The 14,104-nt window shown below is 74.6% G+C and carries 10 protein-coding genes; 5 read left to right on the plus strand and 5 right to left on the minus strand.

Going from position 1 to position 14,104, the window contains the following annotated elements; all coding sequences use genetic code 11:
• Positions 1-86 precede the first annotated feature (86 nt).
• A complete protein-coding gene (locus ACFQSB_RS09425) occupies positions 87-695 on the minus strand; it encodes a DUF5941 domain-containing protein (RefSeq protein ID WP_380825659.1) in 609 nt (202 codons plus the stop codon).
• Between the two features lie 17 nt (positions 696-712).
• A complete protein-coding gene (locus ACFQSB_RS09430; protein ID WP_380825661.1) occupies positions 713-2,659 on the minus strand; it encodes a CDP-alcohol phosphatidyltransferase family protein in 1,947 nt (648 codons plus the stop codon).
• 308 nt (positions 2,660-2,967) lie between these two features.
• Between ACFQSB_RS09430 and ACFQSB_RS09435 the strand changes: the two genes are divergently transcribed.
• Positions 2,968-4,353 (plus strand): SDR family oxidoreductase, encoded by a 1,386-nt coding sequence (locus ACFQSB_RS09435; protein ID WP_380825663.1) that lies wholly within the window; start codon positions 2,968-2,970, stop codon positions 4,351-4,353.
• A gap of 63 nt (positions 4,354-4,416) precedes the next feature.
• Here the strand turns inward: ACFQSB_RS09435 and ACFQSB_RS09440 are convergent, their stop codons facing one another.
• Positions 4,417-5,448: a glycosyltransferase family 2 protein gene (locus tag ACFQSB_RS09440; protein ID WP_380825958.1), complete on the minus strand. Its 1,032-nt coding sequence runs from the start codon at positions 5,446-5,448 to the stop codon at positions 4,417-4,419.
• 70 nt (positions 5,449-5,518) lie between these two features.
• Here ACFQSB_RS09440 and ACFQSB_RS09445 point away from each other — a divergent pair, with 70 nt between their 5' ends.
• The 3 genes from ACFQSB_RS09445 (at position 5,519) to ACFQSB_RS09455 (ending at position 11,175) form a co-directional block, all read left to right on the plus strand.
• Positions 5,519-7,030: an LCP family protein gene (locus ACFQSB_RS09445; protein ID WP_380825665.1), complete on the plus strand. Its 1,512-nt coding sequence runs from the start codon at positions 5,519-5,521 to the stop codon at positions 7,028-7,030.
• A 364-nt stretch (positions 7,031-7,394) separates the two neighbouring features.
• Positions 7,395-8,852, plus strand: a complete 1,458-nt coding sequence (locus tag ACFQSB_RS09450; RefSeq protein WP_380825666.1) for a hypothetical protein — start codon at positions 7,395-7,397, stop codon at positions 8,850-8,852.
• A 142-nt stretch (positions 8,853-8,994) separates the two neighbouring features.
• Complete coding sequence (locus ACFQSB_RS09455; RefSeq protein ID WP_380825668.1) at positions 8,995-11,175, plus strand: DEAD/DEAH box helicase; 2,181 nt, start codon at positions 8,995-8,997, stop codon at positions 11,173-11,175.
• Here the strand turns inward: ACFQSB_RS09455 and ACFQSB_RS09460 are convergent.
• Both ACFQSB_RS09460 and ACFQSB_RS09465 read right to left on the minus strand, forming a co-directional pair.
• A complete protein-coding gene (locus tag ACFQSB_RS09460; protein WP_380825669.1) occupies positions 11,156-11,986 on the minus strand; it encodes a phosphoribosylaminoimidazolesuccinocarboxamide synthase in 831 nt (276 codons plus the stop codon). The genes ACFQSB_RS09455 and ACFQSB_RS09460 overlap by 20 nt on opposite strands.
• A 40-nt stretch (positions 11,987-12,026) precedes the next feature.
• A complete protein-coding gene (locus tag ACFQSB_RS09465; RefSeq protein ID WP_380825671.1) occupies positions 12,027-12,686 on the minus strand; it encodes a hypothetical protein in 660 nt (219 codons plus the stop codon).
• A 783-nt stretch (positions 12,687-13,469) separates the two neighbouring features.
• On the opposite strand from ACFQSB_RS09465, the gene ACFQSB_RS09470 reads away from it, so the two are divergent.
• Positions 13,470-13,964 (plus strand): hypothetical protein, encoded by a 495-nt coding sequence (locus ACFQSB_RS09470; RefSeq protein WP_380825674.1) that lies wholly within the window; start codon positions 13,470-13,472, stop codon positions 13,962-13,964.
• The last annotated feature ends 140 nt before the right edge of the window (positions 13,965-14,104 follow it).

The following is a 14,104-nucleotide window of genomic DNA, read 5'->3' on the forward strand; positions in this document are numbered from 1 at the left end:
ACGTTGGCAATGCGGGTGCGATGCCGCCGCCCCAGGCTCACCGCTGCTCTCCGCCCCAAGCTCGCCGCCGGCCGTCGCGCGACCGGTCAGTCCTGGCCCCCGAGGTCGGCCGCCTCGACGCCCGACCGTGGCGCGGCCAGCCAGCAGGTGACGCTCTCCCAGCAGAACAGCGCCGACAGGTAGAGCGCCAGCAGCGCGAACACCGGCGTGACGACGCCGAGCAGGGCCCCGAGCGCCACCAGCAGCATGCGGCCCTCCCAGCCCAGGCCCGCGGACGCCAGCCAGGGCGGCGGGTAGACGTGCTGACGGCAGCGGTACACGACGTCGTAGTGGTGGAACAGCATCGCGCCGAGCAGGCCGAACACCAGCACCCGCGGCACGCCCCACGCGAAGCCCACGCAGGCCACGAACCCGTACTCGGTCAGGCGCAGGATGGGCGGGACCAGCCAGTCGAGCCGCCCGTCGTGCGGGTGGGAACTGCCCGGCCCGGCGAGCATCAGCGCCACGGCGGGCGCGAAGACCGCCGGGCCGTCGGCGCCCGCGACGCCGAGGAGCAGCATCACCCCGGTCACGAACGCGCCGGCCAGCGCCGGCGGCAGCGGCGGGAGCTGGCCCGCGACGAGCAGGCCCATGCCGCGCGCGAGGACGCCGTCGTCCCGGTAGGTCACCACGGAGCTGCGCGGGACCCTGGTCATGTGCATCGTGGTCGTGCTCAAAGAGACCTCGCGATCCGGCCGGTCAGCGTGTACAGCGCCGCCACCCCGCCCCACGCGAGCAGCGCCAGGAAGGTGACGCGCGCGTTGAACAGGCCCGCGGTCACCGCGATGAGCACCATGCGCTCGCCGATCGGCAGCACGATGATCTTCTTGAGCCAGCGTGACGCGGTGTTGCGGTCGAGCCGCGCCGACAGCCGCACCACGAGCCCTCCCCCGCCACGGCGCACCGCCACCGGCCCCGTGCCGCCGGCCATGACCGCCGCGCCCGCCACCGGCCCCCTGCGGCCCGCCGCCGGGGTGGACCGCGCCCCCGAGAGGTCGCCTCCGCCGTGGACCGGCAGGTCGGGCGAGCCCCCGAGCCCGGGACGCTCCCAGATGGGGTCGACGCCCGCGGCGTCCGCCCGCGCCCCCGCGTACGAGAAGTCGATCATGTGACGGATGGCCTGGACCAGCATGGCCGCCACCGCCAGGGCCCAGACCCCCTGCGGCCCGGTGACGCCGCCGTCGGCCCCGCCGGCGTACCCGACCGCGAGGCCGACGTACACGACGTACTCCTTGACCCGGTCGAACGTGGCGTCCAGCCAGGCGCCGAGCGGCGAGAAGGCGCGGGTGTAGCGGGCGAGCTGCCCGTCCACGCAGTCGAGGACGAACGACAGGAACAGCAGCACGGCGCCGGCGAGCTGGGCGCGCCGCTGCCCGGCCGAGAACGCCACGGCCGACAGGCCCGCCAGGCCGACCGACAGGCCGGTCACCGCGTTCGGCGTGAGCCCCAGCCGCGCCGCCGCCCGGACGAGGTGGCCCGACCAGGAGCTCACCAGGAAGGTGGCGACGAAGCCGTCGTCGGACTTGACGGCGGCTGCCAGGCGGGCGCGGTCCTCGTCCACCTCGGCCAGCCGGACGATGGCGGCGTCGGCGTCCCTCTGCCCGCTCACTCTGGCGCAGTGCAGCCGCCCGAGGGGCACCGCCCGCACGGCCACGCCGACCCGGACGAGCCCCGCCAGCAGCAGGTCGGCGACCTCGAAGTCGTCGGCGCCGCCCAGACGGCGGTCGCGGGCCAGGTTGGCGAGCTCCTCGGCCACCTCGGCGAGGCTCGCCAGGTCGGCCTCGCCCACGTGCAGCACCGCCCGGAACCGGGCGTTGGGCTCGGCCACGGTGTGGAAGGAGTTGCCCGCGGCGACCACCCGCCCCCGCTCCGCCCGGACCGGCGCGCGCGAGGACGGGGCCGCCGGGCTTGCCGGGGACGGGAGATCGCGCTCGGCAGCGACCAGCGCGCCGGTGCCGCGCGCCGGGTCGGCGAGCAGCAGGGCCAGCGCCTCGGTGTGCGCGACCAGGTCGCCGGGGAAAACCGCGACCGGCCCGCCGCCGGCCCGCGCGATGGCGGCCACCGCGCGCAGATCACCCGCCAGGCCGGTGCTGCGGATCACGCGTCCCGCGTCCTCGACCACCGGGTCGCCCCCGGTGCCCACGGCCTCGACCACCGCCGTGTCGGCCTCGGACGCCTCGGCGCCCTTCCCCCCGTCGACCGCTTCGGAGATGCCGACGTTCCCGGTGGTCCCGGTCGTCCCGGTCGTCCGCGAGGCCAGGGATGTCTCGGAGGCGCCGGCGGTGCCGGAGGTCTCGAAGCGCTCGAACCGCTCGGACGGCCCGAACGGCCCGGCCGGCTCCGGCGCCGCCCCGGCGCCAGGGTCGTGTGCCGACTCGCGCGCGGTGGCCGGTTCGGGCCGGAACACCGACACGACCTTGGTGACGTCAAGAGTGAGGAGCTGGTCGGCCAGGCGGTCGACCAGCGTGCCCTCGGCGCACGCCAGGCGGGCTCCGGGAGTGGTGGCCAGGACCACGGCGACGGCCGGCGGCGCCTTGACGGCGGGCGGCTCCCCCGGACGGTTCGCGGACGGACGCGCGCTCGGTGGCCGTACCGGGGGCGGGTACGCGGATTCAGGCAACCGGGGTCTCCTTCCGCGACCGGGGATCGTCCACCCCGCAACGTAACCGAGCCGTCACGGGGCTTGCAATCCCATCGGCGGGTTCCCTGGCGATCCGCAGGTCACCGGCGGCCGCCATATCCCCATGGACCCGGACGCCCGCCACGGAAGGTGACCAACCCCGACCATCAGTGAACACCCCGGCAACCGGCCGCACGCACCACGGGGCGGCCCTTCTCCGAGGGGGCGCCGAGGACCGTGGCGGGGTGTGGACGGCGGGTAGGGGTCAGTAGGGTCGGCGGAACAGGGATCGGAAGGGAAGTTCGACTTTGGCGGCACAGGAAGCTCGTCCGCGGACCGTCGGGGTGGTCCTCGCCGGCGGTGTCGGGCAGCGGGTCGGGCTCGGCATGCCCAAGCAGCTCCTGCGGGTGGCCGGGCGGACGATCATCGAGCACACGCTCGCCGTCTTCGAGGCCGCGCCCGAGATCGACGAGATCGTCGTCCTGATGGCGCCCGGCCATGTCGCCGAGGTCGAGGAGATCGTCCGGCGCGGCGGCTTCGGCAAGGTGAGCAAGGTCGTGGAGGGTGGGGCGAGCCGCACCGAGTCCACCTGGCGGGCCCTGCGGGCGCTCGGACCGCAGGAGTGCGACGTGCTCCTGCACGACGCGGTGCGCCCGCTGGTGGAGCCGCGCATCATCACCGGCTGCGTCGAGGCGCTCAGGACCCACCGCGCGGTCACCGCCGCGATCCCGTCCTCGGACACGATGGTGGTCGCGGCGCCCGGCCCGCACGGGGAGGTCATCCAGGACGTCCCGGACCGTTCGCGGCTCCGGCGCGTCCAGACCCCGCAGGGCTTCCGGCTCTCGGTGATCAGGAGGGCGTACGAGCGCGCCCTCGCCGACCCCGAGTTCGCGAACCGGCCGGCCACCGACGACTGCGGCGTGGTGCTCAGGTACCTCCCGGAGGTCCCCATCCGCATCGTGCCGGGCAGCGAGCACAACATGAAGGTCACCCACCGGGTGGACGTGCACATCGCCGAGAGGCTGTTCGAGCTCGCCGGGCGTGCGGCTCCCGCCGTCGCCGCGCCGCGCATCCGCCGCCGCGCCCTGGAGGGCGGCACGGTCGTGGTCTTCGACGGCGACGACGGTGACGACGGGGTCGGGGCGCGGGTCGCGGAGCTGGCGGCCGGGTACGGCGCGGCCGTGCACCGCTTCTCGCGCGACCGGGACGGCGTCCGGGTGGAGGACCCCGCCTCGGTGTCCGACGTCCTCGGCCGGGTCGCCAAGGAGAGCGGGCGCATCGACCACGTGGTCAACGTCTCGGGGGTGCCGCGCGCCGGGCGACTGCGGGACCTCGCCGAGCCGGCGGTGGCGGAGGCCGTCCAGATCGGCCTGCTGGGCCCGGTCACCGTCGCCAGGGCCGCCTTCCCGCACCTGCGCGAGACCGGGGGGCAGGTGGTGCCGGCGGTCTTCCCGTCCGGCGTCCGGGGCGGGGCCGCCGGCGGCCTGCGCTCCACGGCGATGGCGGCCGCGGCCGAGCTGACCCGGGCGCTGGCGCAGGAGTGGTCGGACTCCGGCGTGCGGGTCAACTGCGTGAGCCCCGAGCCGGCGGGGATGGGCGACGATCCGTCGCCGGCCGCGGTCGCCGAGGTGACCCTCGACCTGCTCGTCTCGGGCCTGACCGGCCGGGTCGTCGACGTCCCCGGCACCCCCTGAGCGGGCCGCGAGACGGCCGATAACGTCCCGGCCCCGCCGCCAGAGCGGCGGGGCGCCCCCGGCCTACCGCGCGCGGGCCTGCTGTGGCGGCTTGCCGAGGCTGGGCGGGCTGGTGAGGAAGCCCCAGCCCCATGACAGGTGCATGGTGGCGTAGACCAGCGGCAGCCGGGCCAGCGCCGCGGAGGAGAGCCCCCGGCCGGTGGCCACCGAGCCGGCCACGATGGCCGCGACGTACGCGCCCGGCACCAGCAAAGTGGGCCAGTAGAAGGGCGAGACGAGCACCGCGAGCAGCATCGCCGCCACCGCGAACGGCGGGGCGAGGTAGCGCAGGTTGATCGTGCCCTCGTGGGTGCGGGCCACGACCCGCCGCCAGCGCCCGTAGTGGAAGTACTGCTTGGCCAGGGCCTTCACGCTGGGCCTCGGCCGGTAGGAGACGCGCATGCGCGGCTGGAACCACACCAGGCCGCCGGTCTCGCGGATGCGGTGGTTCATCTCCCAGTCTTGGGCGCGCTGGAAGTGCTCGTCGTAGCCGCCGACCCGCGCGAGCGCCTCGCGGCGGAAGACGCCGAGGTAGACGGTGTCTGCCGGGCCCGCCTGCCCACCGGTGTGGAAGCGCGCGTTGCCCACACCGATCTTGGAGGTCATGGCGCGGGCCACGGCCTGCTCGAACGGCGTGACGCCCTCGGCGGCCATGATGCCGCCGACGTTGTCGGCGCCGGTGCTCTCGAGCGTCTCGACGGCCACCTGGAGGTAGTCGTCGGGGAGCATGGCGTGCCCGTCGACGCGGGCGATGATCCCGTTGCGGGACGCGCCGATGGCGGCGTTGAGCGCGTTCGGGGTGCGCCCGGTCGGGTTGGGCACGACCGTCACGCGGGGGTCCTCGGCCGCGAGGGCGTCGGCGACCTCCTGCGTGCGGTCATGGGACGGGCCGATGGCGAGGACGACCTCGATGGGACCGTCGTAACGTTGGGCGAGAACCTGCCGCACGGCCTCGCGCAGGTGCCGCTCTTCGTTGAGCACCGGCATGACGACCGAGATCGGCGGCCAGACTCGAGTGGTCTGGCCGGTTCGGGGCGAGTCGGGGAACTCCTTCATGGCGGCGCTCACGCTACTGTACGAGCGGGTGGGGACGGCAACCCATCGGGCGGCGCGAGCGTCCTCACCGGTGAGCGTTCGACGCGGAGGGGGCCACCAGGTGACCGACGACGACTCCGGCGTCCACGTCGGCGGCGACGCCTACGGCGGCGTCCGGCTGTCGCAGCGCCGCACGAAGCGGGCACGGGCCGGCGTGCGCGGCCTGATCGTCACCGGCGCCCTGTCGAGCATGGTGCTCCTCGGCTCGGGGGTGCTGTGGTTCCTGTCGACCTACGCCACCAGCCAGATCAAATCGGTGAACGCGGGCACGGCGGGCTCGGACGCGCGGGGCGCGATGAACATCCTGCTCGTCGGGGTCGACAAGCGCGACGACCTCACCCGCCGCCAGCAGAACCAGCTGCACCTCGGCAGGGAGGTCGGCCAGCGCACCGACACCATGATGGTGATCCACCTCTCGGAGGACCACTCGAAGGTCACCGTGGTGAGCCTCCCCCGCGACAGCTGGGTCGACATCCCGGGCAAGGGCTCCCATAAGATCAACTCGGCGTACTCGCTCGGCGGCGCGCCGCTCGCCGTCAAGACCGTCCGCCAGGCCACGGGGCTGACCATCAACCACTACGTCGAGGTCAACGTGCTGGGGTTCATCAACGTCGTGGACGCCCTGGGCGGCGTCTCGGTGTGCACCCCGGTCGCCATCGACGACACGCACACGGGGTTCAAGCTGCAGCCCGGCACCTACCGGCTGGACGGGGTCAAGGCGCTGTTCTACGCGCGCACCCGCGCCACCGCCCGCTCCGACCTCGACCGCATCGACCGCCAGCAGCAGGTCATCTCGGCCCTGCTCCAGCGGGCGCTGAGCGGCGGCACGCTGGCCAACCCGGCGAGGCTCACCTCGCTGGTCTCCTCGACGCTGAAGCTCCTCACCGTCGACCAGCCCCTGGCCAAGGACCTTCTCGGGCTGGCCGACCAGCTCAAGGACGTCTCGACCGACGACGTGTCCTTCACGACGGTGCCGCTGGCGGATGTCGACTACAAGGCCCCCACGGGCGAGTCGGCGGTGCTGTGGGACAAGACGGCGGCCCGCGACCTGTTCGCCCGCATCAAGGCGGACGAACCCCTGGTCGCGCCCACCGCCTCCACGAGCGCGAGCCCGTCGCCCTCTGCCTCGGCCTCCGCCTCGCCCTCTGCCGCCGCGCTCACCGTCCCGCCCTCGCGCATCGCGGTCCGGGTCGTCAACGGCACCGCCGTCACGGGTTTGGGCGCGCGCACCAAGAACGACCTGCTGAAGCAGGGGTTCCAGGTGCCCGCTCCTCCCGGGGACACCACGCCGCGCAACCACACCGGCACCCTGGTCCGCTACCCGGCCGGGCGGGAGGACTCCGCCCGCACCGTCGCCGCCGCGATCCCCGGCGCCGAGCTGCGCCAGGCGGACGTCCCGGGCATCGAGGTGGTCGTGGGCACCGAGTACTCCGGGACCAAGAAGGTCACCGTCAAGGAGCCCGTGGCGACGGTGACTCCGTCCGCCACGGCCACGGCGACGCCGGTGGCGAAGACCGCGACCGAGAACATCTGCAAGAAGTGACGCCCGGCCACCTACGGCGATGTCACCCCTCGGACCGGTAAATCACCTCACATCTCGCTATTTACGTTTCTTCACTAAGATTTCCCGCCATAACCGCATTTTGGGTTGACGGGGGGAGCAACGATCCATGAATGACCCGACGGGTGCGGGACCCGGCCGGCCTCCGAACACGCCCCCACCCGGGCCGCCGCCCTACGGCTCCCCGCCGGCCCGGCCCCCGCACGGCCCTCCACCTGCCCGGCCCCCGTACGACGCCCCGCCCGGGCAGCCCCCGCAAGGCCGGCCCCCGTACGGCGGCCCGCCCGGCCGGCCTCCCTTCGGCTCCGCGCCCGGCCTGCCGCCGCAGGGACGGCCCCCACAGGGCATGCCTCCGTTTCCGCCTGGTCAGCCCCCGCACGGGTTCCAGCACGGGCGGCCCCCGTTCACGCCCGGACAGCCCCCGCACGGGGCCCAGCACGGGCAGCCCCCGTTCACCTCCGACCAGCCTCCGTCGCCGCCGTCCGGGGGTCGGGGGCGCAAGGTGCTCATCGGCGGCGCGATCGCGCTGGCCGTCCTGGCCGGGGCCGCCGGGGCGGGACTGGTCGCGCTGTCCGCCGCCGCCCCCGGCCGGGAACCGAAGGCCGGACCGTCCGGCTCGGCCACGCCGTCCGCTCCGGACACCGCCGGCCGCCTCACGCAGGCGGTCGCGGCGCTGGAGCGGCTCCCGGGCATCCGCTACAAGGGCACGCTGGCCGGGGCCTCCGCCACCGTGGGCCTGAACGTCATGGTGCTGCGGCACGGCACCGCGTACGGCACGCTCGACCTGGAGGACGCCAAGGTGAGCGTGCTGTCGGTGGCCGGCTCCTCCTCCGGCGACACCTTCGTCAAGGGCGGGCGGGACTACTGGAGCGCCGCGCGCGGCGTCGCCGCGTCGGTGGCCGGGAGCTACGTCGGCAAGTGGGTCAAGGTCGCCCCCGGCAAGGGGCCGGTCACCGTCTTCGACGGCCTGACGCCCGCCCGGCTGGCGCGGATGATCGTCCCCCCGGGGAGCAGGCCGGAGCCGGAGCCCGGCGCCGAGGACCGGGTGAACGGCGTCGCGGTGGAGAAGCTGCGCCTGCCGTTCGGCCACGTCTACCTGACCACGGCGCCGCCGTACCGCGTCGTCCGCATCGAGATGCCCGGAACGCCCGAGCGCGAGCCGGACACCGACGGCGGCACAGGCACCGACGGGGGCGCGGACGGTGACGGGGACAGCGGCACCGACGGAGGGGTGGACGGTGACCAGGGCACCGGCGCCGAGACCGCCGGCCCCGACCTGACGCACGCCGTCTTCTCCCGGCCCTCCGCCCGCGTCACGGCGGCGCCGGCCCGGGCGCGGCGCGCCCAGGGGCACCTGGACCTGACGGAGATGACCGCCGAGGACGTGGGCACCTCGCTCGCGGCGCTGAAAACCCGGGTGCGCGGGCTGCGCTCGTCGATCGACTCCCGGGTCAGCGTCGCGGTGAAGGGCACCGGCGGTCTGTCGCCCTGCGACTCCTCGGCCTGCACCGCGCACGCGCGGCTGACCAACCGCCTGGCCGGCCAGGACCCCGGCCACGGCGAGGACGCGAAGGTGGCCGTGGACGTCACCATCGGCTTCCGCCTCGACGGTTCGCCGGTCGGCTCGTGCACGCGCCGGCTGGTCATGCGGCCGAACAGCACCGGGCAGGTGTCGTGCCGCATCACCTACCATGCCCGCAGCGACCGGAGCCACTACATGGACGCGCGCATCACCGCGCTGCCGCGCACCGTGACCGCGGGCGGCGTCCGGGACATGCTGGACGCCCTGGGCAAGGAAGGGTGAACCCGCGTTGACACCGGCCTGAGCGGCACGCCACGGTGATGGCCGTCGTGCGGCCACCACGGGAGGACGAGGCTTGGACAGCGTCGGGCACAGGGCAACGGAGACCAGGCCGTCCACGCCTGCGCCGGACACACCCCAGGAGGTGCGGGAGCTCCTCGCCGACGCCGAGCGCCTGCTCGCCGCCGCGCGGGCGCTGAGCGCCGACGAGGCAGCGGCGCGGGCCGAGGTCCAGCGGGCGCTGTCGTCGCTGCGCGCCCGCTCGGCGCGGGCCGACCTGGCCGCGATCCCGGTGGCGCGGCTGAAGGACGTCACCGAGGGCCGGCTGCGGCTCGGAACGCTCGAACAGGCCGGGTACACGACAGTGCTGGACGTCCTGGACGCCACCCCGTACGCGTTGCAGCTGCTCCCCGGCATCGGCGCGCGCACCGCGGCGCAGGTGCGCGCCGCCGCCGCGCAGATCGCCAGGGCGGCCGAGGAGACGGTGGCCGTGCGCGTCGACGTGGACCGGCACGACGACGCCGAGACCACGGCGCTGCTGGTCGCTCTGCACCGGCTGGTCGCCGCCGGTCCCGACCTGCCGCGGGCGGTCCGCGCGGCCAGGACGGTCCAGGACGGGCTGGCCGCGCCGCTGCCGGCGGCGCGGCCCGCGCGCGGCCGGCTGCGGATGCTGGTCGCGGGCCGGGACGGCCGCAGGCAGGCGCGCGAGGCGGTCGCCGAAGTGGCCCGCCTGCTCACCGAGGCCGACGCGTCCGGGGCGCGGCTGCTGCTCGCCCAGGCCTCGGTGGACCTGCTGCGCCCCCAGGCGTCCGGCATCGAGGCGTGGGCCGACTTCGAGCTGCGCCCGCCGGAGTACTACAACCTGCTGGCCGAGATCGCCGCCCTGGAGCCGGACCGCGTGGCCGCCGAGGGCTTTCTGCCCGACGCCGTCTCGGCGCGCGTGCGGGCCCAGGAGCTGGACGACGCCCACCGCAGGGTGTCCCTGCGCGGCTACCAGGCGTTCGGCGCGCGCTTCGCCCTCGCCCAGCGCAGGGTGATCCTGGGGGACGAGATGGGGCTGGGCAAGACGGTCCAGGCCATCGCGGCCATCGCCCACCTCAGTGCGCGCGGGGACCGGCACTTCCTGGTCGCCTGCCCGGCCAGCGTCCTGATCAACTGGACGCGCGAGGTCGAGTCGCGCAGCACGCTGAAGGCCTACCGCCTGCACGGCCCCGACCGGGGCGCGGCCGTCGCCGAGTGGACCCGCACCGGCGGCGTCGCGGTGACCACCATCGACTCACTGCACCGGTTGCCGGTCCCCGCGGAGGTCGGCGTGGGCATGCTGGTGGTGGACGAGGCGCACTACGTCAAGAACCCGGCGGCACGCCGCTCGCAGGCGGTGGCCGAGTGGTGCGCCCGCACCGACCGCGTGCTGTTCTTGACCGGGACGCCGATGGAGAACCGCCTGGAGGAGTTCCGCAGTCTGGTCGGCCACCTGCGGCCCGACATGGTGCCCGCCGTGCGGGGCGGCGACGCGGCGGCGGGCCCGCAGTCCTTCCGCAGGGCGGTGGCGCCCATCTACCTGCGCCGCAACCAGGAAGACGTCCTCACCGAGCTGCCCGACCTGGTCATGGTGGACGAGTGGGAGGAGTTCAGCCCCGCCGACCTGGCCGCCTACCGGGCCGCCGTGGCCGAGGGGAACTTCATGGCGATGCGCCGCGCGGCCTACGCCGTTCCGGAGTCCTCGGCCAAGCTCCAGCGGCTGCTGGAGCTGGTGGAGGAGGCCGCGGGCAACGGGCTGAAGGTGGTGGTGTTCTCCTACTTCCGCGACGTCGTGGCCGCCGTGCACCGGGCGCTGGACGGCCGCGCGCACGGGCCGATCACCGGTGACCTGCCGGCCGCCGCCCGGCAGCGGGCCGTCGACGCGTTCACCGCCGCGCGCGGGCACGCCGTGCTGCTCGGTCAGATCCAGGCCGGCGGCCTCGGGCTGAACCTGCAGGCGGCCTCCGTCGTCATCATCTGCGAGCCGCAGGTCAAGCCCACGATGGAGAGCCAGGCGGTCGGCCGGGCGCACCGCATGGGCCAGACCCGCAAGGTGCAGGCGCACCGCCTGCTGACCGCCGACAGCGTCGACCAGCGGATGCTGGACATCCTCCGCGACAAGACGAAGATCTTCGACGCCTACGCCCGGCGCAGCGACCTGGCCGAGTCCACGCCCGACGCGGTCGACATCTCGGAGCAGACGCTGGCGCGCCGGATCGTGGAGGAGGAACAGCAGCGGCTCGCCCTGCCCCCCGAGGCTTCTCCCCCGGAGGAGCCGGGCCGGGTCACCAGGACGTGCCGGTGATGCGCTCGTAGGCCTCGATGTAGCGGGCGCGGGTGAGCTCGACGATCTCGCCGGGCAGCTCGGGGGCGGGTTCCTTCTTGTCCCACCCGGTGCCGGTGGCCCAGTCGCGGACGAGCTGCTTGTCGAAGGCGTACTGCGGGCGGCCGGGCTCCCACCGGTCGGCCGGCCAGAAGCGCGAGGAGTCGGAGGTGAGCACCTCGTCGGCCAGCACGAGCGTGCCGTCGGCGGCCCGGCCGAACTCCAGCTTGGTGTCGGCGATGACGACGCCCCGCGCGGCGGCGAGCTCGGCGCCGCGCCGGTAGATCTCAAGGGTGAGGCGGCGCAGTTCCTCCGCGGCCTCGGCGCCTTCCTGGACGACCACGTCGTCGAAGGTGATGAACTCGTCGTGCGCGCCGAGCTGCGCCTTGGTGGTGGGGGTGAAGACCGGCTCGGGCAGCTTGGAGCCCTCAAGGAGCCCCGGCGGCAGCGCCACGCCGGACACCGAGCCCCGCGCGCGGTACTCCTGCAGGCCGAGCCCGGCCAGGTAGCCGCGCGCGATGCACTCGACCTGCACCATGTCGAGCCTGCGGCAGCGCACCGCGCGGCCGGCGAACTCCTCGGGCACGTCGGTCGCCGAGATGACGTGGTTGGGCACGATGTCGGCGAGCTGCTCGAACCACCACAGCGAGAGCCGCGTGAGGATCTTGCCCTTGTCGGGGATGGGGGTCGGCAGGATCGCGTCGTACACCGAGACGCGGTCGGAGGCGACGAGGATGATGTCCCCGCGGTCCTCGTAGACGTCGCGGACCTTCCCTGAGTGGAGAAGCTTCACCCTGCCCCCTGCTGCGGTCTCACCTGCGGACGGCTCAAGGCTACCGCCGGGCCGTCCACTCCCTGCGCCGCAGGGCCACCCGCCGCAGCAGGACGCCCATCAGTGCCGTCAGTGCGGCCACGGCACCCCCGGCGCCGTACCACAGGGCCGTGGAGGACCCCGGACGGCCGCCGGCCGCCGGTGCGGGCAGCCGGTCGGAGTCGGCGGCGCAGACGATCGGCCGCCTGCTCCCCTTGGTGGTGGCGCAGGCGACCGCGGCGAGCCGCTGGGTGCCCGCGGGCAGCGCGCCGACCTGGACGGTGGCGCTGTACCGGCCGGTCCCGCCGGCCGGCACCTTCCCGCTCCAGGTGACGCGGCCGCCGGTCACCTTGCCCTTGGGAGCCGAGGAGACGAGCCGGACGCCGGGGATCAGAGTCTGGGTGAGCAGCAGAGGCGGGGTGTCGGCGTTCCCGGTGTTGGTCACCTTGATCGTGTACGTCACGCGGTCGCCCGGCCCCACGCCGGCGAGCCCGTTGTCGATGCCGATGCGCAGCGCGTAGTCCTTCTTCGGCTTGGCGGGGTGCGGGGTCGCGGCGTAGGCCGCCGCGGTCCCCGGCGGCAGCAGGGCGAGGGCGACGGCCACGCCGATGCGGGCGCCGGCCGTCCGCCCCCGGACGGCGGAGGCGGCGGTTTCCCGTCCGTGGACGGCCGGAGGTTCCATCGGCCACTACCCTTCGATCGCGAGATCCGCTTCGGCGCCGGTTTTCCGGATGCGGGCTGCGACTCGCACGATAACGGCGCACGGCGGGAATTCGGCGTCCGCGCCGCGCGGGCGGCGGGCAGTCTTTAACGAAGTGCGGCCCAGGTCGCCGTCGCGCTTTGTGACGCCCCGCGGGCATCACAAAGTCGTCGCGACGTGATCCAGGATTCCGCTGGAGGTGTCGGGCCGGACGAACGGCACGATGATGCGGTGACTGGTGGTGATGGCGTCGCCCGCCGAGGCGGACGCGCCGTTCATGACGGCGACCGCTACCTCCGATGACGAAGACTGTCATCCATTACGGCTCAAATCGGATATATGCCGTTTACCGAATGCGGCGCCATCGACGTAGTCACGTGACATCCCGGGAAAATCGGGAAAAGCAAGATAGGGCGTACATGGTGCATCTGTAGCCAATGAACGAATTTATGGTGATAATCGGGGGAAATCATGGGTGGTCGGCTCGCGTCAACCGCGATCGGGTTCGAGATGGCGGTCATGCTCGTCCTGTCCGTGCCCATGGCGGCGTCCGCGACGGCTCCATCCCCGTCTCCATCCCCGTCTCCATCCCCGTCTCCATCCCCGTCTCCGGCCGCACCTCCGGCCCCGCCTCTGGCCGCACCTCCGGCCGCACCTCCGGCCGCACATCTGGCCGCACCTCCGGCCGCGTCGGACGGTGACGGCCGGAGCGGGCCGCACCGGGAGAGCCCCGGCAAGGCGGAGTACGACCTAGGCTCGGTCGAGGTGGTGGTGCGCGTGCTGCCGCCCAGCGGCGCGCCGACTCCCCGGCCCACCGTGCCCGGGCCCGGCGGGGGCGGGGCGCCCACCGGCGAACCCGAGGACACCGGCGCCGCGACACCGACGGCCGGCGAGTCCGACGACCGCCAGGCGTACGGGCACGACCGGGCCTGGGACACCTCGGGCATGGACGTCGCGACGATCGACGGGTCCGATCCGACCTCGATCGAGATCGGCGAGAACGGCGGCGCCGGGCATCGGCCGAGGCGCGCCGAAGAATCGGCGGCCACACAGGGGCGAGCTCGGGGCGGCGTTCCTGCCCCCGCTCCTGCTCCGGCACCCGCCCCCGCGCCCGCCCGGCGCGGCGACCTCCCCTTCACCGGTGCCGACCTCCGGGCCCTGGGCATCGCGGCGGCGGGCGGCGTGGCCGCCGTGGTCGCCGGAGCCGCCGTCCTCCGGCTCTCCCGGCGGAGAATGACGGCGCGCCCGGGCCGCGACTGAGCCTCCCGCCGGCCGGTCGTCGGGCCGTCATCGAGCGGAAGTCTCGCTGAGCGCCTCCCGCCGCTCCAGCCCGTGCGCGGTGGCGAGGCTATCCCGCGGACGAGGTCAGCGGTCGCACCGAAGGTGGCCGTCCGACAGCG

Origin of the sequence: Sphaerisporangium rhizosphaerae, from assembly GCF_042665155.1 — a bacterium.
Classification (GTDB): domain Bacteria; phylum Actinomycetota; class Actinomycetes; order Streptosporangiales; family Streptosporangiaceae; genus Sphaerisporangium; species Sphaerisporangium rhizosphaerae.

Coding starts and splice junctions, on each gene's coding strand:
- ACFQSB_RS09425 (WP_380825659.1), bottom strand. CDS start 695: ATGACCAGGGTCCCGCGCAGCTCCGTGGTGACCTACCGGGACGACGGC.
- ACFQSB_RS09440 (WP_380825958.1), bottom strand. CDS start 5,448: ATGAAGGAGTTCCCCGACTCGCCCCGAACCGGCCAGACCACTCGAGTC.
- ACFQSB_RS09450 (WP_380825666.1), top strand. CDS start 7,395: ATGCCTCCGTTTCCGCCTGGTCAGCCCCCGCACGGGTTCCAGCACGGG.
- ACFQSB_RS09465 (WP_380825671.1), bottom strand. CDS start 12,686: ATGGAACCTCCGGCCGTCCACGGACGGGAAACCGCCGCCTCCGCCGTC.